Source organism: Gallibacterium melopsittaci (genome assembly GCF_042433085.1).
Classification (GTDB): domain Bacteria; phylum Pseudomonadota; class Gammaproteobacteria; order Enterobacterales; family Pasteurellaceae; genus Gallibacterium; species Gallibacterium melopsittaci.
The window spans coordinates 1-23,349 of the sequence record NZ_JBHLWA010000039.1 but is presented as its reverse complement, the minus strand read 5'-3'; the positions used below and the strand labels follow the sequence as shown (position 1 = coordinate 23,349).

The following is a 23,349-nucleotide window of genomic DNA, read 5'->3' as shown; positions in this document are numbered from 1 at the left end:
TTAATTTGCGATACCATAGACGAGGTTAGGTAACCAGGTTGAAATAGTAGGGATATAAGTGAGTAGTAATAATTCGATTAAGAGTAGAGCCCAGAAAGGAATTACATCTTTAATAAATTTTTCAATAGGTACTTCAGTGATGGAACAAGTAGTAAACATTACGGTTCCTAAAGGCGGAGTAATAGTTCCAATTGCACCATTGAAGATAAATACAATACCGAAATGAATTGGATCAATTCCATATGAGTTAGCTATTGGAGCTAACAAAGGAGCAAGCACGATCATAATAGCATTACCTTCTAAGAACATACCAAGAATCAGTAATGCGACGTTGACTAACATGAGGAATGTAATTGGGCTATCGACAACAGTAGTCATCCATTGAGCAAGGGCTTGAGGTACTCTTTCCCATGTTAAAAATTTAGAGAAAGCTACAGCCATACAGATAATCAGTAATACATTAGCAGCTCCTAATGCAGATTCTCTTGTTGCTAACCATAATTGTTTTAAGTTCATATTACGGTAGACAAGAGTGCCTAAAATGATTGCATAAATAACAGCAACGGCACCAGCTTCTGTTGGAGTGAATACTCCCATACGGATGCCACCAATGATGATAATTGGTAACAAAAGTGCTAATACAGCATCTTTAGCGGATAGTACTACTTCTTTGCAAGTAGCTCTTTTTTCTCTAATTGGTAAATACCCACGTTTTTTAGAAATAATTGAAACTAAAATCATCATTAAGATGCAGAGCATTGTTCCTGGAATAACGCCTGCAAGGAATAATCTACCAATAGATACATTATTCACATAACCATAGATAATCATTGCGATTCCAGGTGGAATAATAGGCGTAATTAATGAGCCAGCAGCTGTTACGGCAGCAGAGAATGAAGGACTGTATCCTCGAGCAACCATTTGAGGGACGAGTAACTTGGAATTCATTGCAGCATCAGCGATATTTGAACCTGATAATCCTCCCATTAATGTACTTAAAGCAACATTGACTTGTGCTAATCCACCATTCATATGTCCAGTAAGTACTTCACAGAATTTTAATAATCTTGCACTAATACCAGTATGATTCATGAAAACACCAGCCATAATGAAAAATGGTATTGCTAAGAGTGTAACTGATTCAAGTCCTCCAGCAAGACGTTGAATAAGCATAATCATAGGTTGGTTACTCATTAAGAAATAGCTTAATGTTGAGATAAAGATACAAAATGCGACAGGAGTGCCAATGATGAAAAGTATCAATAGAATCGCAATAGGAATAATAACACTCATGATCTATTACCTCTGTTAATTTTGAAAAAGTAGTAAATTTTTCTTATTTCATAAAGGAACATGAAACAAGCACTGATAGGAATAATGGCGTAAATAGCTAAATAAGAAATATGCAAAGTAGGAGTAAAACGAACTTTTGACATTGGTAATAGTTTAAAACCTAAATACATCATGAAAATTAAGGCAAAAATCATAATGCAAGGTTGAATAACACCATCAATAAAGTTTGCAACTTTATGGGGAAGTTTAGTTAATAAAAAATCAATTCTAATTAATTCGTTGTTTTTGCATAAAGCACTTGAAGCTAAGAAAGTAAACCAAATAAAAAATACAATGCATATTTCTTCAACCCAAGCACTAGGGGAGTTAAGAAAGTAGCGCATTACTACACCATAACCAGAAAGTAATACGATAAGTGCAAGGAAAAAAGAAGCAAGAATTTCATCAATATCACTGAGCCAAAATTTCTTTTGTTGAGGTTGTGAATTCATTTATACATTCCTCCTGGAATAATTCTTATAGCGTGTAAATACACGCTACAAGTTGTTTTAATATTTTTCTAATTGAGCTTGAATGTTTTTATATAGATTAGGTGACCATTCAGGAAAAGCTTTTTGGATAGCTTCACCAACAACATTAGAAAATGCTTTGATATCTACTTGGTTAATAGTTACTCCTGCTTTTTTAAGTTTATCTAAAGCATCTTGTTCGGCTTCTTGAGCTTGTGAAGCTCCATAGGCAACCATTTCATTACCAGTTTCCAAAATAATTTTTTGTTGTTCTGGAGTTAAACTTTCCCAAAAAGCAGTACCAGTAACAAATGGGGACATATGTGTGGAATGGGCGGTTAAATCTAAGTTTTTTGCGACTTCAAAAAATTTACCGCCATAAAGAACTGCTGGAGGATTTTCTAACCCATCAATAATACCTTCTGATAAGCCAGGGTATACATCAGCTAAAGACATTGGAGTGGGCACACCACCCATGGCTTTAATGGTTTGTAATGGTACTCGTGAGTTCTGAACACGGATCTTCATACCCTTTAGATCCTCAGGTTTGGTGACAGGTTTTTTAGTTAATAAATGGCGAGTGCCATAGATAACATCAGGAATAACTATATGAATATTTTGTTTGTCCAATTGTTGGCTTAATCCTTTAAACCAGTCTGAATGAAGAAGTTTTGATTTCTTTTCAAAAGATTGTGAGAGGTATGGGGCATTAATAACACCTAGATCAGGTACTATATCCATTAATGCACCATAATCGCCAATAGTTATAATATTGGCTCCAAATCTAGCTTGTTCTAAAACTTCTGTTTCACTTCCTAATTGGCTAGATGGAAAAAGTTTAAAAACAATGTCGCCATTAGATTTTTCTTTGACTTTATCAGCCCAAAAGTGCATTGCTTTATCAATTGGTTCACCAGGCTGGTTACCATAAGCAATCATAATTTCAGTTGCAGCTAAAGAATTAATTGAAAGGCTTAATAAGCCTAAGGATAGGGTTATCAAAGATTTTTTGAATAAACGCATGGTTTTTACCTCGCTAAGTAGTAGTAGAAAGAATTACAATGATATTCACTGTAATAGGGTTAAATAACTATCAAAAATAAATTGATAAAAATAACTAAAGCTGCAGCATGGGCAGATTTTTAACTGTTTTTTATTTAAAAGTAATAACACTCTTGATTAAAGATTTGTTATTAACGACTTGTTCAGCATAAATTTCAGCTAGTTGTTCAAAATCAAAAGTATGCGTGAGCATCATAGATGCTGATAATTTCTTTTGAGCCATAAGTTGTTGCACTTTAGAGAAATCTTCGTAAGTAGCATTACGACTGCCTAATAAAGTTGTCTCTTTTTTATGAAAATCTGGATCGGAAATTGAAAAATCACCTTTAAATAGGCCTACAAAAACAATTCTTCCTCCATGGCGAATTAGATTGACAGCATTATTCATTGCTTTTTGATTACCTGTTGCATCAATAACGACGAGAGGAAGTTTTCCATTAAAATAGTTTTCAGCTTTCTCTGTAATAGGATCAAATGAAGGGAGTTTTAATTGTTGTTCAATATGCTGTCTTCGTTCTGCACTTGTATCTGCAATAACAACATTCGCTCCATCTGCAGCAGCAATTGCTGCTGCTCCTAATCCAATTGGACCAGCTCCAACAACTAATACATCGTCATGTGGTTGTATATTTGCTCTTCGAACAGCATGAGCACTGATAGAAAATGGTTCAATCAGTGCGGCACTAATATCATCAACGTTATCATCAATAGCTAAAATATTCTTTTCTGGAACTGAAAGATATTCTCTAAAACATCCATCTTCATGTACCCCAATAACTGAAATCTTTTCGCAACAATTTGTCTTACCACTTCGACAAGCATCACATTGATCGCAAGAAACATAAGGAATTAATGCAACTCTTTGCCCAACTTTCCAATTAGTCACATTATTACCAATAGCTGTTATTGTTCCACTAGCTTCGTGCCCTAATATACGAGGGTATGTAAAAAATGGCTGATTACCAGCAAAAGCATGAATATCTGTACCACAAATACCTACAGCAGAAACTTTTAATAAAACTTGGTCTTCTTTTGGAGTAGGTATATCTACGTTTTGGTAAGAAAATTCAAAGGGCTTATTACAAATTAATGCTTTCATTTTATCTTTCCTTTTTTAATATGCTTAAATAGTGAAAGTATTATTATGTGGATTTAGTAAAAATTTCTGATAAGGATTGTAGTAATGTGAATATGAAAATGTTTTAATGTTTTTTATATGTTTTTTATTAGTAGGGATAAGAATATGAGTAGAGATTTTGAATTAAGACAAGAAGTAAGTAATCAAATGATAGATGCATTAATTGAAAATGTTTTATCTTCTCCGTTACCCTCTCAGATGATTTTAGCATCTTTATATAATGTTAGCCGCACAACAATTCGACACGTTTTATCATATCTTTTGGAAAGAAAAATTTTAGAAAAACAAGGAGATACATATATTGTTATACGACTACCAACAGAAGAGGATAAGTTTCAAAAGTTTAAGACAAAACGACATGATCCAAAATCAGCAAAGAAAATTGAAACATATTTTAAAGGTGCAGTTCAATCAAAAGTTATAAAACCAGGAGATCAAATATCAGAATTATGGTTAGCAAAAAATGCAAATGTTGATATTTTTTCTGTAAGAGAGTATTTAATTCAATTTTCTCGTTTTAATTTAATTAAGAATTTAGGTAGAGGTAAATGGCAGTTAGTTTCTTTTACGCCACATTATGCTGATAAATTATTTGAATTGAGAGAAATGTTAGAGTGTCATGCTTTGAATTGTTTTATGAACTTACCTTTATCAGATGTTCGATGGAGTAAAATGAAGATGCTTCTACAAGAACATCGTATGTTACGAGAAAATATCTCTGAACGATTTACTGATTTTTCTAAGTTAGATCATGAATTCCACTCATTGATCTTATCTGCGGCAGATAACCCATTTATTAATGATTTTATTGAATTAATATCAATAATTTTTAATTTTCATTATCAATGGGATAACAGGGATTTGAAAACAAGAAATATATTAGCGGTAGAAGAACATTTGGCTGTACTAGTAAAAATTATTAGTCGAGATGATTTAGGTGCAATTACTGAATTGAAGCATCATTTAAGTACTGCTAAAAAGTCATTAATGAATAGTATTGATAAAGTCACTCAGAATTAATTAAAAATCCGATCTCCCCTTTAATTCGTTAATATCAACCTATCAGATTCAAGAATCTATATGGATACTATTTTTTAAGTATTCTATTTGACCAAAATGCCTTGTTAATGGGGATATTTTTTATCTCTTTTTCTATTTTATTTCCACAGGATTCAGTGAGTTAAATCACAGTTTTTTATTTAAATCGCTCTGTTTAGCTATTTATTGTATTTAAAGGGTAAAAAACAGAAGGAATCACTTGCAATCCTCTATTTCAGAGAATAGACTAACGAAAGTGGTAAATTGTGGTAAATAGTGGTAGAAAATTCTTCATTTCAACTAATTAGTGGGTAACGAGTTATGTTTCGAGGAGCATCGTTGATTAATCTTGATGCAAAGGGTCGTTTAGCGATCCCAACTCGTTATCGCACCGAACTCCAAGATAAAGAACAAGGGCAACTTATCTGTACAGCAGATATTCGTCAGCCTTGTTTGTTGTTATATCCCCTTTCTGAGTGGGAAATCATAGAGCAGAAATTATTACAATTACCGAATTTTGATGAAACTGGACGACGTTTACAACGTGTTATGTTGGGATATGCAACGGAATGCGAATTGGATAAGACTGGTCGAATTCTACTTAGCCCCGCATTAAGACAACATGCCGCCCTAGAAAAAGAGATTATGCTTGTTGGCCAACTTAATAAGTTTGAAATTTGGCAAGCTGAAAAATGGCAACGGCAAATTGCAGAAGATATTCAAATTGGTAGCAGTGGTACGATGGCGACGTCTGATGAGTTAAGAACTTTGTTTTTGTAAGCGAGTTTTATTCATATGGAACAAGTAACCTATTCAGATCCTGCACACTTTACTGTTTTATTAAATGAAGCAGTAGAGGGATTGTCTATTAAGCCGAATGGTATCTATATTGATGGTACTTTTGGTCGTGGTGGACATTCTCGAAAAATTTTATCTGAATTAGGTGAAAATGGGCGTTTAATTGCGATTGATCGTGATCCTGAAGCAATTTTGGCAGCACAGGCGATCAGTGATAAGCGTTTTTTGATTGAGCATAATACCTTTTCTGAAATTAAATCAATCTGCGAAAAACATAATTTAGTTGGCAAAATTGATGGCATTTTGCTTGATCTGGGTGTGTCTTCACCTCAACTAGATAATGCGGAACGTGGATTTAGTTTTATGCAAGATGGTCCTTTAGATATGAGAATGGATAGTTCTAAAGGATTGTCTGCTGCAGAGTGGCTGCAACAAGTATCAGAAAGTGATTTGGCATGGGTATTAAAAACCTTTGGTGAAGAACGTTTTGCTAAGCGTATTGCTCATAATATTGTTGAGTACAACCGTCAGGCTTTGTTAAATCAAACGGAACCGCTAACCAGAACATTACAATTAGCACAATTAATTGCACAATCCATTCCAGTAAGAGAAAAACATAAGCATCCAGCAACTCGCAGTTTTCAAGCTATTCGTATTTTTATTAATAGTGAATTAGAAGAGTTGGAAAAAATCTTAAATTCGGCAATCGATGTATTGGCACCAGAAGGAAGATTAGCCATCATCAGTTTCCATTCTTTAGAAGATCGTCTGGTAAAACGGTTTATCAAGAAACAGAGTAAAGGTGATGAGATTCCAAAAGGGTTGCCTTTAACAGAAGATCAAATTGAACGTAATCAAAAATTAAAAACGATTGGTAAAGCCGTAATGCCAACAGAAGCAGAAATTGCAGTAAATAGCCGATCAAGAAGTGCCGTATTACGTGTGGCGGAGAGATTAAAATGATTTTTAAAACTTATGATCGTTATCCGTTATGGCGAATTATTGTCGATGATATTTTCCAAGCAAATAAGACAGTAATGTTGCTATTGATTGCTTTGTTAGTAACAGCAGTTTCTACTATTTGGATAACTCATTTAACCCGTTTAGCGATTAATGAAAAAAATCAGTTACAAACGGAATATCAAGCATTACAAAGTGAAGCCTTAAATCTACGTTTAGAAGATAGTGCATTAAGTGATCGTACGCGTATTGAAGGCATTGCTCGTCAATTAGGAATGCAATCAACTCAGGATGACCAAGAAGTATTAATTATTGAATAAAAATGAAATAACTAGGTAACACAATGGCTCGAACAAAAAGTAAATCATTACAACAAGTAAGTAGTTTTTCTAAGGGACGCTATGTTGTCACTATTGTACTCATTATTGCTGGTTTGATCGCATTAATCGCACGTGCTGCCTATGTTCAATTAATTAATTCTGATTTTTATATTGCAGAGGGAAATAAACGTTCATTGCGTACTGAACAAATTCCGTATATTCGTGGCGATATTTTGGATCGTAATGGTGAACTATTGTCAGTGAGTGTAGAAAATTATTCCATTATTGCTGATCCGAAAGAGATTTTTGAAAAGAATTCATTAATGGAAAAAGAACGTTGGCAGCGTTTAGCTGAAACGCTCAATATGTCATTATCAGAGTTGATTGCACGATTAAATAAAAATCCAAAATCTCGTTTTGTCTATTTAGACCGTCAAATTTCTCCAACTATGGCGAAATACATTCACGATCTAAAGATCACAGGTATTTCAATGCGCAAAGAGTATCGCCGTTTCTATCCAACGGTGGAAGAGTCTGCACAGTTATTAGGCTATACCAATATTGATGGTCAGGGAATTGAAGGAATCGAAAAGAGTTTTGACTCTTTATTAATTGGTAAAGCAGGTTCAAAAACTTATCGTCGTGATAAATCAGGCAATATTATTGAGAATATTTCTAGTACACAAAAGTATGATGCACATGATGTAACCTTGAGTATCGATCGCCATTTACAATCAATGGTATTCCGTGAAATTAAAAAAGCCGTTGCAGAAAATAAAGCTGAATCGGGAACAGCAGTGCTAGTAAAAATTAGCACAGGTGAAATTTTGGCAATGGCAACCGCACCATCTTATAATCCGAATAATATTTTTGGTTCACAAGCAGAATTACGCCGTAATCGTGCGATTACTGATACGTTTGAGCCAGGTTCAACAGTAAAACCATTTGTTGTGTTAACGGCATTGAGTCAAAAAATTATTTCACCAGATACGGTGATTAATACTAAACCATTTGTTGTTAATGGACATACTATTCGAGATGTTGCACCTCGTAATGAATTATCTATTACAGGGATCTTACAAAAATCCAGTAATGTTGGGGTAAGCCGTTTATCCTTACAAATGCCAATTTCAGTATTGATGAACACTTACCATAAAGCTGGTTTTGGAATGCCAACTAATTTAGGATTAGTGGGTGAACAATCAGGAACATTACCTCTCAATCGTAAGCGTTGGGCAGATATTGAACGTGCGACAGTTGCTTATGGTTATGGTTTAACAGTGACTCCATTACAGCTAGCACGAGCCTATGTTGCTTTAGGTAGTTTCGGTATTTATCGTCCTCTTTCTATTACCAAAGTTGATCCACCTGTTATTGGCGAGCGTATTTATTCAGAAAAAATCACACGTGAAGTCGTGCATATGATGGAAAGTGTGGCACAACCTGGCGGTGGTGGTATTGCTGCAGCGGTTCCTGGATATCGTGTCGCAATTAAAACCGGGACAGCGAAGAAGCTAGAAAATGGGCAATATGTGGATAAATATATTGCTTATACAGCAGGAATTGCACCAGCAAGTGATCCACAATTTGCATTAGTGATTTTGATTAATAACCCAACTGCCGGTAAATATTACGGTGGGGCGATCTCTGCACCTGTCTTCTCAAAAATTATGGGACATACTTTACGTGCTAAAAATATTACTCCAGATGGTATTGAGGGTGATGTGAAGAGCGCAAAACGTATTGTACGTATTGATACTCCTAAGAGTGAAAATCAACGCAACAATTAAGGAAAATATAGCATGCAGCGTTTAAGCCGTTACTTTGGTCTAACTTTACCAGAGCAGAAGTTGCATACGATGCAATTAGATAGTCGAGCAGTAACAAAAGATGATGTTTTTGTTGGTTTAATTGGACATCAAGTTGACGGCAGACAGTTTGTTCCCCAAGCGATAGCAGCAGGTGCAGCAGCGGTTATTTTAGAGAGCGAAGATCCACAAGATAATCCTCGTTTAAGTTGGCAAGGGAATGTGCCTGTTATTTATGTTTATCAATTAGCAAATCAGCTTTCAAAATTAGCAGGTGAGTTTTATCAACAGCCTTCTAGCCGTTTGAGTTTAGTGGGTGTAACAGGGACAAATGGTAAAACGACAGTTGCTAATTTATTGACTCAGTGGAATTACCTCTTAGGCAAGCGTAGTGCTGTAATGGGAACCATTGGTAATGGGTTTTATCAACATATTCAACCAGCAACCAATACCACAGGATCGGCAGTAGAAATTCAACGTAATTTAGCCGAGTTTGTTGCACAAGGTGCGGAATTTGTTGCAATGGAAGTATCTTCACATGGTTTAGTTCAACAACGTGTAGCTGCGTTGCAATTTAATGCAGCGGTATTTACTAATTTAAGCCGAGATCATCTTGATTATCACCATACTTTAGAAGCCTACGCAGCAGCGAAAAAAACACTTTTTACCGATCTTTCAGTACAACAACGTATTATTAATGCAGATGATGCAGTAGGTAAACAGTGGTTACAAACATTGCCAACAGCTGTTGAAGTGAGCTTAAATCCAGCTTTCCAACCACAACACCAACAATGGTTAAAAGCAGAGAAAATTGAATATCACCCACAAGGTGCCACTATCTCTTTTACGTCCAGTTGGGGAAGTGCCGTTTTCCATTCTCAATTAATCGGTGAATTTAATGTATGTAATTTGCTACTAGCGACGGCAGCATTATTATCACTTGGTTATTCATTAACACAACTAGCAGAAACCGTAAGTAAGCTAGAAGGTGTTTGTGGCAGAATGGAACGTTTTACCGCTCCACATAAACCAACAGCAGTAGTAGATTATGCTCATACACCAGATGCACTAGAAAAAGCGTTATTAGCTTCTCGTTTACATTGTCATGGGGAACTATGGTGTATTTTTGGCTGTGGTGGGGATCGTGATAAAGGGAAGCGTCCACAAATGGCGAAGATTGCAGAGCAACTCGCTGATAAAGTAATTATTACAGATGATAACCCTCGAACTGAAGATGCCGCTGCAATTATAAATGATATTGTTCAAGGGCTAGACTTTCCAAATAACGCTACTATAATTCATCGCCGTGAACAGGCATTAGCGTATGCATTTTCTCATGCTAAAGAGAACGATTTAATTTTAATTGCTGGTAAAGGGCATGAAGATTACCAGATTATTGGGCATACCAAGCATCATTTTTCTGATCGTGAAATTGTTTCACAATTACTTGAACTGACTTAATTGATAAAGAAGAATAACAATGATCAAAATTAATTTTTCTACTTTACAAAGTGTATTAGCTGCACAGATAGTAAATCCTCCTCAAACAGATTTTGAAGTAGAAAGTGTAACAACCGATAGCCGCACAAATTGTTGCGGCAGTATTTTTTTTGCTTTACGAGGAGAAAGTTTTGACGCTCACCAATTTTTAGAGCAGGTGTATCAACAAGGTGCAAAAGTTCTGGTTGTCGAGCAAGCGAATCCAACTATTCCAGTGCCACAATTAGTGGTTAGCGATACGAAGAAAGCACTAGGAAAATTAGCTGAGTGGGTGAGATTACAGGTTAATCCTAAAGTAGCCGCAATGACAGGATCATCAGGTAAAACAACCGTAAAAGAGATGACCGCAGCGATTTTACAGCAAACAGCAGGTTCTGAAGATGAGGTGTTGTTCACTGCTGGTAATTTTAATAATGATATTGGTGTGCCATTAACTTTATTGCGTTTAACACCAGTACATCGTTATGCGGTGATTGAACTTGGTGCTAACCATGCAGGAGAAATTGCTTATACAACACAATTAGTTCATCCAGATGCGGCGTTAGTGAATAATGTCGCTCCAGCACACTTAGAAGGCTTTGGTTCTGTTGAGGGAGTGGCGAAAGCAAAAGGTGAAATTTATCAAGGTTTAACTGCGAAGGGTATGGCGATTGTGAATGCAAACTGCCAATATCTCAATATGTGGCAAGCAAATATTGGTACACACTCAATTCAGCAATTCTCATTGAATAATGCTCAAGCAGATATTTATGCAAAAGCGATTGAACCTGATGCCGAAGGTTATCGTTTTACCTTATGTACACCACAAGGTGAAATTGAGATCAATTTACCTTATTTAGGTGAACATAATATTAGCAATGCGTTAGCGGCAACCTCTTTAGCAATGGCATTGGGGGCTTCATTAGAAGATGTGAAAGTTGGACTGTCATTGGGAAAACGTGTGAAAGGGCGATTATATCCAGTAAAAGTGAATTCACAATTTACAATCCTAGATGATACCTATAATGCCAATGTAGATTCATTAAAAGCAGCGATTGCGGTATTACAACATTCTGCACAAACCGTCAAAATTCTTGTGGTTGGTGATATGGCAGAGTTAGGGGAGAGTACAGCACAATGCCATCAGCAAGTTGCTGTTGCTGCACAACAAGCAGGTTTAACACAGGTATTGAGTTTTGGGCATCATAGTAAGGTCATCAGTGCAGCTTGTGGTGGTGAACATTATCAACAAAAAGCAGAATTAATTTCAGCATTACAACAATGTATAACGACACAATTACAAGCAGGAAAAACAATTCTATTATTAGTGAAAGGCTCTCGTTCTATGAAAATGGAAGAAGTCGTTGCAGCATTTAAAGGTTTTGAGCAATGTTAGTTTGGATTAGTGAATTTTTAGTTAAGTACCATACATTTTTTAATGTTTTTTCTTATATTACTGTTCGAGCGATTTTAGCATTATTAACTGCGTTATTGTTCTGCTTATGGATTGGACCTAAAGTGATTACACGTTTACAAATGTTGCAAATTGGGCAGGTCGTGCGTGATGATGGACCGCAAAGCCACTTTAGTAAACGTGGTACGCCAACAATGGGCGGTATTATGATCCTTGCTTCTATTGGGGTAAGTACATTACTTTGGGCAAATTTAGAAAACCCTTATGTTTGGTTTACCTTATTTGTGCTATTTGGTTATGGTGCAGTAGGGTTTATTGATGATTATCGGAAAGTGGTACGCAAAAATACGGATGGCTTAATTGCTCGTTGGAAATATTTTTGGCTCTCTTTTATTGCATTAATTGCTGTGTTCGGTATGTACTGGATTGGCAAGGGAACGAATGCGACAGTATTAGTGGTGCCATTTTTTAAAGAAATTATGCCACAACTCGGCGTGTTTTATATCGTTCTTGCCTATTTTGTGATTGTGGGAACCAGTAATGCAGTAAATTTAACGGATGGCTTAGATGGATTGGCAATTATGCCAACCGTCTTAGTTGCAGCAGCTTTTGCCTTGATTGCCTGGGCAACAGGGAACTTTAATTTTGCTGATTATCTGCATATTCCATATATCAAATTTAGTGCAGAGTTAGTGGTCGTTTGTACCGCAATCGTAGGGGCAGGATTAGGTTTTCTTTGGTTTAATACCTATCCAGCACAAGTCTTTATGGGCGATGTGGGGTCGTTATCATTAGGCGGAGCGATTGGTACGATTGCAGTATTAGTCAGACAAGAGTTTTTATTAGTGATTATGGGTGGGGTATTTGTGATTGAAACCTTATCTGTAATTTTACAAGTAGGGTCATACAAATTGAGGAAACAACGTATTTTTCGTATGGCACCTATTCACCATCACTTTGAATTAAAAGGTTGGCCAGAACCACGAGTAATTGTCCGTTTTTGGATTGTTTCCTTGATTTTGGTGTTATTAGGATTAGTAACGTTAAAACTACGTTAAACATTGGGGGCAAAGATGAATGCTCGTGGAATAGATTACACTGGTAAGAGAGTAACCATTGTTGGATTAGGCAAAACAGGACTTTCTTGTGTCGATTATTTTTTAAATAAGTCAGTTAAATTACAAGTAATGGACACTCGTCAGCAGCCAGCTGGCGTAGATCAATTACCTAGTGATGTGCCTGTGCATACTGGTGGGCTAAATGCAGAATGGTTAGTGAATAGTGATTTAATTGTATTAAGTCCAGGAATTGCATTGAAGACACCTGAAATTCAACAAGCGATTGCAGCAGGTGTTGAAGTAGTTGGTGATATTGAACTTTTCTGCCGTGAAGCGAATGCTCCTATTGTGGCGATTACTGGTTCGAATGGGAAAAGTACCGTTACCACATTGGTTTATGAAATGGCGAAAGCGGCCGGTATGAATGTGGGTATCGGTGGTAATATTGGTATTCCAGCTCTTTCTTTATTAGATAAAAACTGTGAGTTATTTGTACTGGAATTATCCAGTTTCCAATTAGAAACCACTTATAGCTTAACTGCTGCAGCGGCAACTATTCTCAATATTTCAGAAGATCATATGAATCGTTATCACGATTTAGCAGATTATCGCCAAGCGAAATTACGTATTTATCACCAAGCTAAAACATTAATTGTTAATCATGAAGATCGTTTAAGTTATCCAGATAATCAAGAATCTGGACAACAAATACTTAGTTTTGCAGAGCAAGATGCAGACTACTATTTAACAAAAGAACAGGATAAAACCTATTTAACTACGCCACAAAAACGATTATTGGCTGTTGATCAGATTAAATTGAGTGGGCGACATAATTATATGAATGCATTAGCAGCGATTGCATTGGCTGAGGCAGTAAATATTCCTGAAATGGGAGTCGTGAAAGCATTAAAAAACTTTGGTGGATTAGATCATCGTTTTCAAACGGTACATGAGGAAAATGGCGTACGTTGGGTAAACGATTCAAAAGCGACTAATGTAGGTAGTACCCAAGCAGCATTAAATGGGTTAGAAGTTGCAGGACGATTATATTTATTGCTAGGTGGTGATGGTAAGGGTGCTGATTTCAGTGAATTGAAACCATTAATTAATAAACCAAATATTTTTTGTTACTGCTTTGGCCAAGATAAACAAGCCTTAGCAGCGTTATCCACACAAAGTGTAATCGTTGATACGATGGAACAAGCTATTCAAGCAATTCGTCCATTGTTAAAGGCTGGGGATATGGTCTTGTTATCACCTGCTTGTGCAAGTTTAGATCAATTTGCAAATTTTGAAGTGCGAGGGCATGAATTTGCTCGTTTAGCCAAACAATCCACATAAGTAGATAGGTTAGATGTAATGTTAGCGAGAATAAAAGATGGGTTTTGGCGTTGGGGTCGTATTACACCACAATCGTCTTTATATGATCGTACTTTATTTTTACTCTTTATCATTTTGCTTTTCATTGGTTTTATTGCAGTAACTACGGCTTCCTTTACTACTGCAGCCAAGCTCTTTGATGATCCACTCTATTTTGCAATTCGTGATGCAATTTATATTGTAGCTGGATTAATCTGCTTCTTTTTTGTATTACAAATCCCAATGGAAAAATGGGAAAAATGGAGTACATGGCTCTATCTAATTGCTTTAGCCTCACTTATTGTAGTGTTAATTGTCGGACGTAATATTAATGGGGCAACGCGTTGGATTTCATTAGGTTTTGTAAACTTTCAACCAGCAGAATTAGCAAAGTTAGCTTTAATCTGTTATTTATCAAGTTTTTTTGTACGTAAATATGATGTGGTTACGACCAGACAACTTATTTTTATCCGACCAACTATTGTTTGTGGTGTATTGATCTTATTTTTATTATGCCAGCCTGATTTAGGAAGTAGTGTTGTTCTATTCGTCATTACCTTCGGTATGTTGTTTGTTGTTGGGGCAAAAATTTTCCAATTCTTTTTATTAATCGGTATGGGAGCGAGTATGTTAATGTTTTTAATCATTATCTCGCCATACCGAATGAAACGGGTAACATCATATATGGATCCCTTTGCGGATGCATTTGGAACGGGTTATCAGTTATCTAATTCATTAATGGCTTTTGGGAATGGTGAATTCTGGGGACAAGGTTTAGGGAACTCCGTTTTAAAATTAGAATATCTTCCAGAAGCACATACCGACTTCGTATTGGCAATTATTGGTGAAGAGTTTGGTTTTATCGGTGTTTTAGTTATCGTATTCTTACTATTTGCATTAGTATTTAGAGCCTTAAAAATAGGCAAAGAATCTTTAAAATTAGAACAACGTTTTCGCGGTTTTTTTGCTTTTGGTATTGCTTTTTGGATCTTTTTCCAAGGATTTGTGAATCTTGGTGTAACTATCGGCTTATTACCAACGAAAGGTTTAACATTTCCACTTATTAGTTATGGTGGTTCAAGTTTAATTATTATGTGTATTGCAATTGGTATTTTAATGCGAATCGATCATGAAAACCGATTAGCCAGTGGCCATGCACATCTACGGGATGATTAAGAGTAAGGTATGACAAAACGTTTATTAGTGATGGCTGGTGGTACTGGTGGTCATGTTTTTCCTGCGATTGCGGTGGCACGAGTTTTACAGCAACAAGGTTGGGAAATTGAATGGTTAGGTACAAAAGATCGAATGGAAGCTCAATTAGTGCCAAAACATGGTATTCCTATTCATTTTATTGAAATTTCAGGATTGCGTGGTAAAGGCATAGCTGCGTTATTAAAAGCACCTTGGCGCATTTTTAAGGCAGTGCTGCAAGCTCGTAAAATCATTAAAAGCTACCGTCCAGATGCAGTACTTGGAATGGGAGGTTATGTGTCAGGACCAGGCGGTGTAGCAGCAAAATTATGTGGTGTGCCAGTCGTTTTACATGAGCAAAATGCTGTTGCAGGGTTAACAAATAAATGGTTAGCCAAAATTGCTACTCGTGTGTTACAAGCCTTTCCGACTGCATTTTCAGATGCTGAAGTGGTAGGAAATCCAGTAAGAGCAGATATGTTTTCTTTACCAGTACCTACACAGCGTTTTCAAACTAGAGAAGGTGCATTGCGTGTGTTAGTGGTGGGAGGTAGCCAAGGCGCGAGGGTGTTAAATTTATTAATGCCACAAGTTGCTGCACAATTAGGTGACAAAATTACGATTCGTCATCAAGTTGGGCAAGGGAATAGTGAGGCTATTAATAAGTTATATCCAGAACAAGCACAGGTTAAAGTGACAGATTTTATTGATGATATGGCAGAAGCCTATGCGTGGGCAGATGTTGTGATTTGTCGTTCAGGAGCTTTAACTGTCTGTGAAATTGCTGCTGCTGGCGTACCAGCCATTTTTGTGCCATTTCAACATAAAGATCGCCAACAATATTTAAATGCTCGTTATTTAGCGGATGCAGGTGCAGCGGAAATTATTGAACAAGCTGAACTTTCTGCTGACAAAGTGGTGACGTTATTAAAACAATGGGATCGCCAGCAGTTATTAGTTATGGCAGAGAAAGCACAAACTAAAGCTACTCCACAAGCGGCACAACAAGTCGCAGAAACCATTATTTCAGTTACAAAGTAAGAGAACAACATGGACGATAAGATTAAACAAAATTTTCAACATCAAGTGCGTATGGTTATCCCTGAAATGCGCCGAGTCAAACAGATTCATTTTGTAGGTATTGGCGGTGCTGGTATGGGCGGAATTGCGGAAGTATTGTTGAATGAAGGGTACCATATTACAGGATCAGATATTCAAGAGAATGCTGTAACGTTACGTTTATCAAGTTTAGGGGCAAAGATTTTTTTACAACATGCTGCAACTAATATTGCAGGGGCAAGTGTAGTAGTGGTGTCTAGTGCCATTAAGCCAGATAATCCAGAGGTTATTGCTGCACATGAAGCACGTATTCCAGTGATTCAACGAGCACAAATGTTAGCTGAGATTATGCGTTTTCGTCATGGAATAGCGGTAGCTGGGACACATGGCAAAACAACAACAACAGCAATGATTGCGATGATTTATGCGCAAGCAAAATTAGATCCAACCTTTGTGAATGGTGGGTTGGTGAAATCGGCTGGTACGAATGCACATCTTGGCTTAAGTCGTTATTTAATTGCAGAAGCAGATGAAAGTGATGCATCATTCTTACATCTCCAACCAATGGTATCTGTGGTAACAAATATTGAACCAGATCATATGGATACTTATCATGGCGATTTTGAGGAAATGAAGCAAACTTATATTAATTTCTTACATAATTTGCCATTTTATGGATTAGCGGTGTTATGTGCAGATGATCCTGTGTTGCAAACACTTCTCTCTAAAGTTGGGCGACAAGTGATTACTTATGGTTTTAGTGAACATGCTGATTATCGCATTGAAAATTACAGTCAGACAGGTTTTCAAGGGCACTATACTGTAATTTGTCCAAATGGAGAAAGGATCGAAGTGTTGCTAAATGTGCCTGGACGACATAATGCATTAAATGCTACGGCAGCATTGGTGGTGGCTAAAGAAGAAGGAATTGATAATGAGGCGATTTTAGCTGCGTTAGCTGATTTCCAAGGGGCGGGCAGACGTTTTGATCAATTAGGTTCGTTTATTCGTCCAAATGGTAAAGTGATGTTAATTGATGATTATGGCCATCATCCAACAGAAGTGAATGTAACCATTCAAGCCGCTCGACAAGGTTGGGAAAATAAACGAATTGTAATGATTTTCCAGCCACATCGTTATAGTCGTACCCGTGATTTATTTGATGATTTTGTGCAAGTATTATCACAAGTTGATGTATTAATTATGTTAGATGTTTATCCAGCAGGTGAAGCACCAATTACTGGTGCTGATAGTCGCTCTTTATGCCGTTCAATTCGTAATTTAGGTAAAATTGACCCAATTTTCCTTGCTGATCCAGCCCAATTACCAGAAATTATGGATCAAGTATTACAAGATGGTGATCTTATCTTGGCACAGGGTGCAGGTAGTGTAAGTAAACTTTCTCGTCAGCTCGTAGAATTATGGAGTAAATAATGGATATTCAACAATTAAAACAAGAAAAAATTGCCGTATTATTGGGCGGAAATTCTGCGGAAAGAGAAGTGTCATTAGTATCTGGTGCAGCCGTATTAGAAGCATTACGTTCAGAAGGATTTGATGCTCATCCTGTTGATCCTAAAACCTTTCCAGTAGAAGAGTTAAAAAAACAAGGATTCCAACGTGTGTTTAATATTTTGCATGGACGTGGCGGAGAAGATGGTTCGTTACAAGGATTGTTGGAACAATTAGGGATTCCTTATACAGGTTGTGGTGTGATGGCATCGGCATTAACGATGGATAAAATGCGTACTAAATTACTCTGGAAAGCAGTGGGGTTACCTACTGCAGAAATGGAAGTGATCACTAAACAAACTCGTACAGAATTAAACCCAGAAGCTATTGTTGCTAAATTAGGGCTACCATTAATGGTAAAACCATCATTAGAGGGATCAAGTGTTGGTTTAACAAAAGTGAAAAAAACTGAAGAACTCGCTGCAGCGGTCGATTTAGCGTTAACACATGATGATACGGTATTGATTGAAGAGTGGTTAGCGGGACAAGAATTTTCTATTCCTGTATTAGATGGTGAAGTATTACCTTCAATCTTAATTAAACCAGCAGGTGAGTTTTATGATTATGAAGCGAAATATATTTCTGATAAAACGCAGTATTTCTGTCCATCTGGTTTGAGTGAGGAACGAGAAACAGAACTTCGTCAATTAGTCAAACGTGCTTATGATATTGTTGGTTGTCGTGGGTGGAGTCGCATTGATGTGATGACTAATGCAAATGGAGAATTTAGATTAGTTGAAGTCAATACTAACCCAGGAATGACCAGTCATAGTTTATTCCCTATGGCGGCAAAAGTTGTTGGTTATAGTTTTTCTCAATTAGTGGTTAAAATTTTGGAGTTAAGTGCTGAATGAGAAAACGTTCGAAATATACTTCTCATGCTAGCCGTAAACCTGCATCTGTTATTTACCATAATTATAGCAGGCAAGAAAAAAGCGAGCCTTTGATTAGTATAAAAGGTTGGATTAAGTTAATTGTAGCATTAGTTGTGGTTGGAATAGCGTATTATGGTTATTCTCATCGTCTTGATCTATTTGAAAAACTTGATCCATCGCCAATTCGTTCATTTAATTTGATGGGTAAACCATTATTTACTACAAATGACGATGTGCGAGAGATGTTGAAAAAGTATGCTGATAGTCATCAAGGATTAAGAGGATATTTCGGACAAGATGTTGAGTCGATTGAGAAAATGTTTGAATCCTTATCTTGGATTAAGTCAATTTCAATTCGTAAAATTTGGCCAGCACAGTTAAATATTAGTGTGACAGAGTATATTCCAGCTGCAAAATGGAATGATGTAAATTATTTAACCTCTGATGGGACAATTTTTAGTTTACCAAAAGGTAAAATTAATGATGATAATTTGCCACATCTCTCTGGACCTGATTTTCAGGGCGTAACGGTTTTAAAAACTTGGTATGATTTAAGTAAAATTCTACAAGCAAAAAATATCAATTTAAAATTTGTGACGATTGATGATAGGGGCTCGTGGAACGTAACGTTATCTAATGATATTATATTGAAGCTTGGGCGAGGCGAATGGAAAGATAAGATTGACCGTTTTTTGACTATTTATCCACAAATTGAAATTCCAGAAAATAAGAAAATCGCTTATATTGATTTGAGATATAATACTGGTGCAGCAGTGAGCTTTACTGATGCACCACAAAATACAGAAAAAACAGAAGATAAAATAAGTGAATAATAATTATGGCTAAAATTGATGAACCACAAATCATTGTCGGATTGGAAATCGGCACATCGAAAGTCATTGCAGTTGTTGGCGAATTATTGCCTGATGGTGTAGTGAATGTTATTGGTGTAGGAAGTTGTCCTTCAAAAGGAATTGATAAGGGAAGTATTACTGATTTAGAAGCTGTGGTGAATTCTATTCGACGAGCGATTGAAGCAGCAGAATCTGTTGCTGATTTAAAATTAATTGCACGTGTCACTTTAGCAATTACTGGTGAACATATCCAAAGTTTAAATGAGAGTGGTTTTGTTGCTTTATCTGGTGAAGTTACACCAGCAGATATTGATGAAGCAATGCATATTGCTAGCTCAGTTAAGGTGGGAGATGGTTTAACGGTATTGCATGTTATTCCACAAGAGTATTCTGTTGATCAGCAAATGAATATTAAAAACCCACTTGGTTTACAGGGGGTTCGTTTAACGGCTCAAGCACATTTAATTGCTTGCCATCAAGACTGGTTAGTGAATTTGCGTAAAGCTGTGGAACGCAGTGGTTTAAAAGTTGATGATATTGTGTTCTCAGGATTAGCATCTAGTTATTCTGTATTAAGTGAAGAAGAAAAAGAACTTGGTGTTTGCCTAATTGATATTGGTGCAGGCACAATGGATATTTTAGTCTTCACAGATGGTGCATTACGTTATAGCAAAGTGATTCCTTATGCTGGAAATCGTGTAACAGATGATGTAGCTCAGGGTATTTTTACTTCTCGAACTAACGCAGAAAATATTAAAGTAAATTATGGTAGTGCTGTATTGCTTTCAAACCCTGAAAAACGTAATGCTTCTTCTGAAAAAATTATTGAAGTACCTGGAATCGGTGGACGTCCATCTAGAGTGTTAACTAAAGAATCATTATCTATTATTACTTCGGCTCGTTATAAAGAGCTATTAACTTTAGTAGATAAAGAGTTATATCAATTAAAACGTCATTTAAAAGAGAATAATGTTTCTTCTGAATTAATCGCTGGTATTGTATTAACAGGCGGTGGTGCATTAATTGATGGGATGTTGGAGTGTGCAACGGAAGTATTTGGGCAACAGGTTCAAGTCAAGATTGGTACTCCATTAAATATTACTGGATTGACGGATTATGTGGATAAACCACAATATGCGACAGTGCTAGGTTTATTACAATATACCTATCATCAGTCATCAGGAGTACAGCCACAAATTAAAGGTATGAGTGGAGAATCATTAAAAACGAATAAACTAGGCAATTTATTTAAAAAATTTATTGATAAAGTGAAGTCTGAATTTTGATATTCTCAGTTTTTGGCATACAATAGACGGAATATCATAATATTTTTAAATGGTTATATAAGAGAGAGCAATTATGTTATTTGAACCTATTGACGAGATAGTTCAAGATGCAGTTATTAAAGTCATCGGCGTAGGTGGTGGCGGTGGTAATGCATTAAACCACATGGTACAAGATGAATTCAAAGGTGTTGAATTCTTTTCAGTAAATACTGATGCACAAGCACTTCGTAAAAGTTTAGCTCAACAAACCATCCAAATTGGTGCTGAAATTACCAAGGGACTTGGAGCTGGTGCAAAACCAGATGTTGGTCGCCAAGCAGCAGAAGAAGATCGTGAAGCCCTCCGTAATATGTTAGAAGGGGCCGATATGGTATTTATTGCTGCTGGTATGGGAGGTGGCACAGGAACAGGTGCAGCGCCGATTATTGCTGAAATTGCAAAAGAATTAGGTATTTTGACTGTTGCAGTTGTGACGAAGCCTTTCCAATTTGAAGGTAAAAAACGGATGCAATTTGCTGAAGCGGGTATCCAAGAATTGTCGAAATATGTTGACTCTCTAATTACTATTCCCAATGATAAATTATTAAAAGTATTAGGTAAAAATATATCATTCCTTGAGGCATTAGGCGCAGCAAATAATGTTTTACGGAATGCAGTACGCGGTATTTCAGATATCATCACTTCTCCAGGTTTAATTAACGTTGACTTTGCTGATGTTAAAACTGTAATGTCAGAAATGGGATATGCGATGATGGGAACCGGAATTGCTTCTGGTGAAGTAGGTGAGGGGCGTGCTGAAAAAGCAGCACAAGAAGCTATTGCAAGTCCATTATTAGAAGACATTGATATTTCTGGTGCGAAAGGGGTATTAGTAAATATCACAACTAATGGATTTAATTTTACTATGGGTGAGTTTCAAGCCGTTGGTGACACTGTATACGCTTTTGCAGCAGAAGATGCTAACGTGGTAATTGGTACCAGTGTGAATCCAGACTTACCAGAAGATGAGTTACGTGTAACGATTGTAGCAACAGGGATTGGTGGACGCAATGTAAGTGGTGAACCACGCATTGAAATTGTGGCTAACAATACCCAAACTCAGGATGCCAAATCAAATTCATTTGGTTATAAATTACCACCATTAGGTGAAACTACGCGAGTCGATCAATTTAATCGAGTAACTGAAGGATCAGTAGGTACTTCAAATAATGGTAATGCAGTGAAGAAAACTGCATTGGATGAGTCAAAATTATTTGACTTACCAACATTCTTGCGTGAAAACGCAAATTAACTTAACAATGAAAAGTTTCAATGAGCGTTAATCATTGATAACTGGAGTAATTATGATTAAACAAAGAACGTTAAAACAAAGTGTGAAAGTAACAGGAATTGGGCTTCACAGTGGTAAGAAAGTAACGCTTACCTTACGTCCTGCTCCTGTAAATACAGGTGTCATTTATTGCCGTACTGATTTACCGGAAGTAGTTTCTTTTGCAGCAGATCCACATTTGATCCGTGATACCACACTTTGTACTTGTATGATCAATGATGATGGTGTGAGAATTTCCACAGTTGAACACCTTAATTCAGCGTTGGCTGGATTAGGTATTGATAACATCATTATCGAAGTTGATGCACCAGAAATTCCAATTATGGATGGTAGTGCAAGTCCCTTCGTTTATTTATTGTTAGATGCTGGTATTGAAGAACAGGAAGCAGCAAAGAAATTTATTCGTATTAAGAAGAATATTCGTGTTGAAGATGGCGATAAATGGGCGGAATTTAAACCATATAATGGTTTTAAACTGGATTTTACAATCAATTTCAAACATCCAGCAATTAGCAATGATGTAGCCCATTATCAATTAGATTTTTCAACCAAAGCCTTTATTCAACAAATTAGTCGTGCAAGAACTTTCGGTTTTATGCGTGATATTGAATATTTACAATCTCACGGTCTTGCATTAGGCGGTAGTTTAGATAATGCAATTGTATTAGATGATTATCGTATTTTGAATGAAGAAGGTTTACGTTTTAAAGACGAACTGGTACGTCATAAATTGCTTGATGCGATTGGTGATCTTTATATGGCAGGACACAATATTATTGGTGAGTTTACCGCATATAAATCAGGTCATGATCTTAACAATAAATTAATTCGTGCAGTATTGGCTGATCAAGAGGCTTGGGAACTTGTGTCATTTGATGAAAAAGAACAAGCAACACAAGGTTACTTAGCAACCAATCAAGTATTGATTTAATGGCATAGTAGACAAAATTGTTGCTAATCTGTCAAAAACTATGCCAAGTGGACAAAATTGTGGCTAATATTT

General features: G+C 36.5%; 21 protein-coding genes. 17 read left to right on the top strand and 4 right to left on the bottom strand.

What is annotated here, in order from left to right; all coding sequences use genetic code 11:
* The 4 genes from ACFFHT_RS08710 to ACFFHT_RS08695 all read right to left on the bottom strand — a co-directional run bounded on the left by ACFFHT_RS08710 (position 1) and on the right by ACFFHT_RS08695 (position 3,963).
* Positions 1 to 1,293: a TRAP transporter large permease gene (locus ACFFHT_RS08710; RefSeq protein WP_382375370.1), complete on the bottom strand. Its 1,293-nt coding sequence runs from the start codon at positions 1,291 to 1,293 to the stop codon at positions 1 to 3.
* Positions 1,290 to 1,784 carry a TRAP transporter small permease gene (locus tag ACFFHT_RS08705; protein ID WP_382375368.1) on the bottom strand — a complete coding sequence of 165 codons (495 nt, stop codon included), beginning with the start codon at positions 1,782 to 1,784 and terminating at the stop codon, positions 1,290 to 1,292. The genes ACFFHT_RS08710 and ACFFHT_RS08705 overlap by 4 nt, the downstream gene beginning before the upstream one ends.
* Before the next feature lie 57 nt (positions 1,785 to 1,841).
* Positions 1,842 to 2,825 carry a C4-dicarboxylate TRAP transporter substrate-binding protein gene (locus ACFFHT_RS08700; protein ID WP_382375366.1) on the bottom strand — a complete coding sequence of 328 codons (984 nt, stop codon included), beginning with the start codon at positions 2,823 to 2,825 and terminating at the stop codon, positions 1,842 to 1,844.
* A gap of 130 nt (positions 2,826 to 2,955) precedes the next feature.
* A complete protein-coding gene (locus ACFFHT_RS08695; RefSeq protein ID WP_382375364.1) occupies positions 2,956 to 3,963 on the bottom strand; it encodes a zinc-binding alcohol dehydrogenase family protein in 1,008 nt (335 codons plus the stop codon).
* A gap of 144 nt (positions 3,964 to 4,107) precedes the next feature.
* On the opposite strand from ACFFHT_RS08695, the gene ACFFHT_RS08690 reads away from it, so the two are divergent.
* The 17 genes from ACFFHT_RS08690 to lpxC all read left to right on the top strand — a co-directional run bounded on the left by ACFFHT_RS08690 (position 4,108) and on the right by lpxC (position 23,277).
* Positions 4,108 to 5,022 (top strand): GntR family transcriptional regulator, encoded by a 915-nt coding sequence (locus tag ACFFHT_RS08690; protein WP_382375362.1) that lies wholly within the window; start codon positions 4,108 to 4,110, stop codon positions 5,020 to 5,022.
* 339 nt (positions 5,023 to 5,361) lie between these two features.
* Positions 5,362 to 5,820: a division/cell wall cluster transcriptional repressor MraZ gene (gene mraZ / locus ACFFHT_RS08685; RefSeq protein ID WP_382375360.1), complete on the top strand. Its 459-nt coding sequence runs from the start codon at positions 5,362 to 5,364 to the stop codon at positions 5,818 to 5,820.
* Positions 5,821 to 5,835: 15 nt separating this feature from the next.
* Positions 5,836 to 6,801: a 16S rRNA (cytosine(1402)-N(4))-methyltransferase RsmH gene (gene rsmH, locus ACFFHT_RS08680; RefSeq protein WP_382375359.1), complete on the top strand. Its 966-nt coding sequence runs from the start codon at positions 5,836 to 5,838 to the stop codon at positions 6,799 to 6,801.
* Positions 6,798 to 7,118, top strand: coding sequence for a cell division protein FtsL (gene ftsL, locus ACFFHT_RS08675; RefSeq protein WP_382375357.1), 321 nt, complete (start codon positions 6,798 to 6,800; stop codon positions 7,116 to 7,118). Before rsmH ends, ftsL begins: the two co-directional genes overlap by 4 nt.
* 23 nt (positions 7,119 to 7,141) lie before the next feature.
* Positions 7,142 to 8,908 (top strand): penicillin-binding transpeptidase domain-containing protein, encoded by a 1,767-nt coding sequence (locus ACFFHT_RS08670; protein ID WP_382375355.1) that lies wholly within the window; start codon positions 7,142 to 7,144, stop codon positions 8,906 to 8,908.
* Positions 8,909 to 8,920: 12 nt separating this feature from the next.
* Positions 8,921 to 10,387, top strand: a complete 1,467-nt coding sequence (gene murE, locus ACFFHT_RS08665) for a UDP-N-acetylmuramoyl-L-alanyl-D-glutamate--2,6-diaminopimelate ligase (protein WP_382375353.1) — start codon at positions 8,921 to 8,923, stop codon at positions 10,385 to 10,387.
* A 19-nt stretch (positions 10,388 to 10,406) separates the two neighbouring features.
* Positions 10,407 to 11,801, top strand: a complete 1,395-nt coding sequence (murF, locus tag ACFFHT_RS08660) for a UDP-N-acetylmuramoyl-tripeptide--D-alanyl-D-alanine ligase (protein WP_382375351.1) — start codon at positions 10,407 to 10,409, stop codon at positions 11,799 to 11,801.
* Positions 11,795 to 12,877, top strand: a complete 1,083-nt coding sequence (gene mraY, locus ACFFHT_RS08655; RefSeq protein ID WP_382375349.1) for a phospho-N-acetylmuramoyl-pentapeptide-transferase — start codon at positions 11,795 to 11,797, stop codon at positions 12,875 to 12,877. Before murF ends, mraY begins: the two co-directional genes overlap by 7 nt.
* Before the next feature lie 15 nt (positions 12,878 to 12,892).
* A complete protein-coding gene (gene murD, locus ACFFHT_RS08650) occupies positions 12,893 to 14,218 on the top strand; it encodes a UDP-N-acetylmuramoyl-L-alanine--D-glutamate ligase (RefSeq protein WP_382375347.1) in 1,326 nt (441 codons plus the stop codon).
* An 18-nt stretch (positions 14,219 to 14,236) separates the two neighbouring features.
* A complete protein-coding gene (ftsW, locus tag ACFFHT_RS08645; RefSeq protein ID WP_382375345.1) occupies positions 14,237 to 15,412 on the top strand; it encodes a putative lipid II flippase FtsW in 1,176 nt (391 codons plus the stop codon).
* A 9-nt stretch (positions 15,413 to 15,421) separates the two neighbouring features.
* Positions 15,422 to 16,471 (top strand): undecaprenyldiphospho-muramoylpentapeptide beta-N-acetylglucosaminyltransferase, encoded by a 1,050-nt coding sequence (gene murG / locus ACFFHT_RS08640; protein WP_382375343.1) that lies wholly within the window; start codon positions 15,422 to 15,424, stop codon positions 16,469 to 16,471.
* A gap of 9 nt (positions 16,472 to 16,480) precedes the next feature.
* Positions 16,481 to 17,923, top strand: coding sequence for a UDP-N-acetylmuramate--L-alanine ligase (gene murC, locus ACFFHT_RS08635; protein ID WP_382375341.1), 1,443 nt, complete (start codon positions 16,481 to 16,483; stop codon positions 17,921 to 17,923).
* Positions 17,923 to 18,855: a D-alanine--D-alanine ligase gene (locus ACFFHT_RS08630; protein ID WP_382375339.1), complete on the top strand. Its 933-nt coding sequence runs from the start codon at positions 17,923 to 17,925 to the stop codon at positions 18,853 to 18,855. The genes murC and ACFFHT_RS08630 overlap by 1 nt, the downstream gene beginning before the upstream one ends.
* Positions 18,852 to 19,709, top strand: coding sequence for a cell division protein FtsQ/DivIB (locus ACFFHT_RS08625; protein ID WP_382375337.1), 858 nt, complete (start codon positions 18,852 to 18,854; stop codon positions 19,707 to 19,709). Before ACFFHT_RS08630 ends, ACFFHT_RS08625 begins: the two co-directional genes overlap by 4 nt.
* 5 nt (positions 19,710 to 19,714) lie before the next feature.
* On the top strand, positions 19,715 to 21,016 hold the full coding sequence (ftsA, locus tag ACFFHT_RS08620; RefSeq protein WP_382375335.1) for a cell division protein FtsA: 1,302 nt from the start codon (positions 19,715 to 19,717) through the stop codon (positions 21,014 to 21,016).
* Positions 21,017 to 21,089: 73 nt separating this feature from the next.
* The gene (ftsZ, locus tag ACFFHT_RS08615) at positions 21,090 to 22,307 is read left to right on the top strand and encodes a cell division protein FtsZ (RefSeq protein ID WP_382375333.1); all 1,218 of its coding nucleotides are present in this window, start codon (positions 21,090 to 21,092) and stop codon (positions 22,305 to 22,307) included.
* Between the two features lie 52 nt (positions 22,308 to 22,359).
* Positions 22,360 to 23,277: a UDP-3-O-acyl-N-acetylglucosamine deacetylase gene (lpxC, locus tag ACFFHT_RS08610; protein ID WP_382375331.1), complete on the top strand. Its 918-nt coding sequence runs from the start codon at positions 22,360 to 22,362 to the stop codon at positions 23,275 to 23,277.
* Positions 23,278 to 23,349 lie beyond the last annotated feature (72 nt).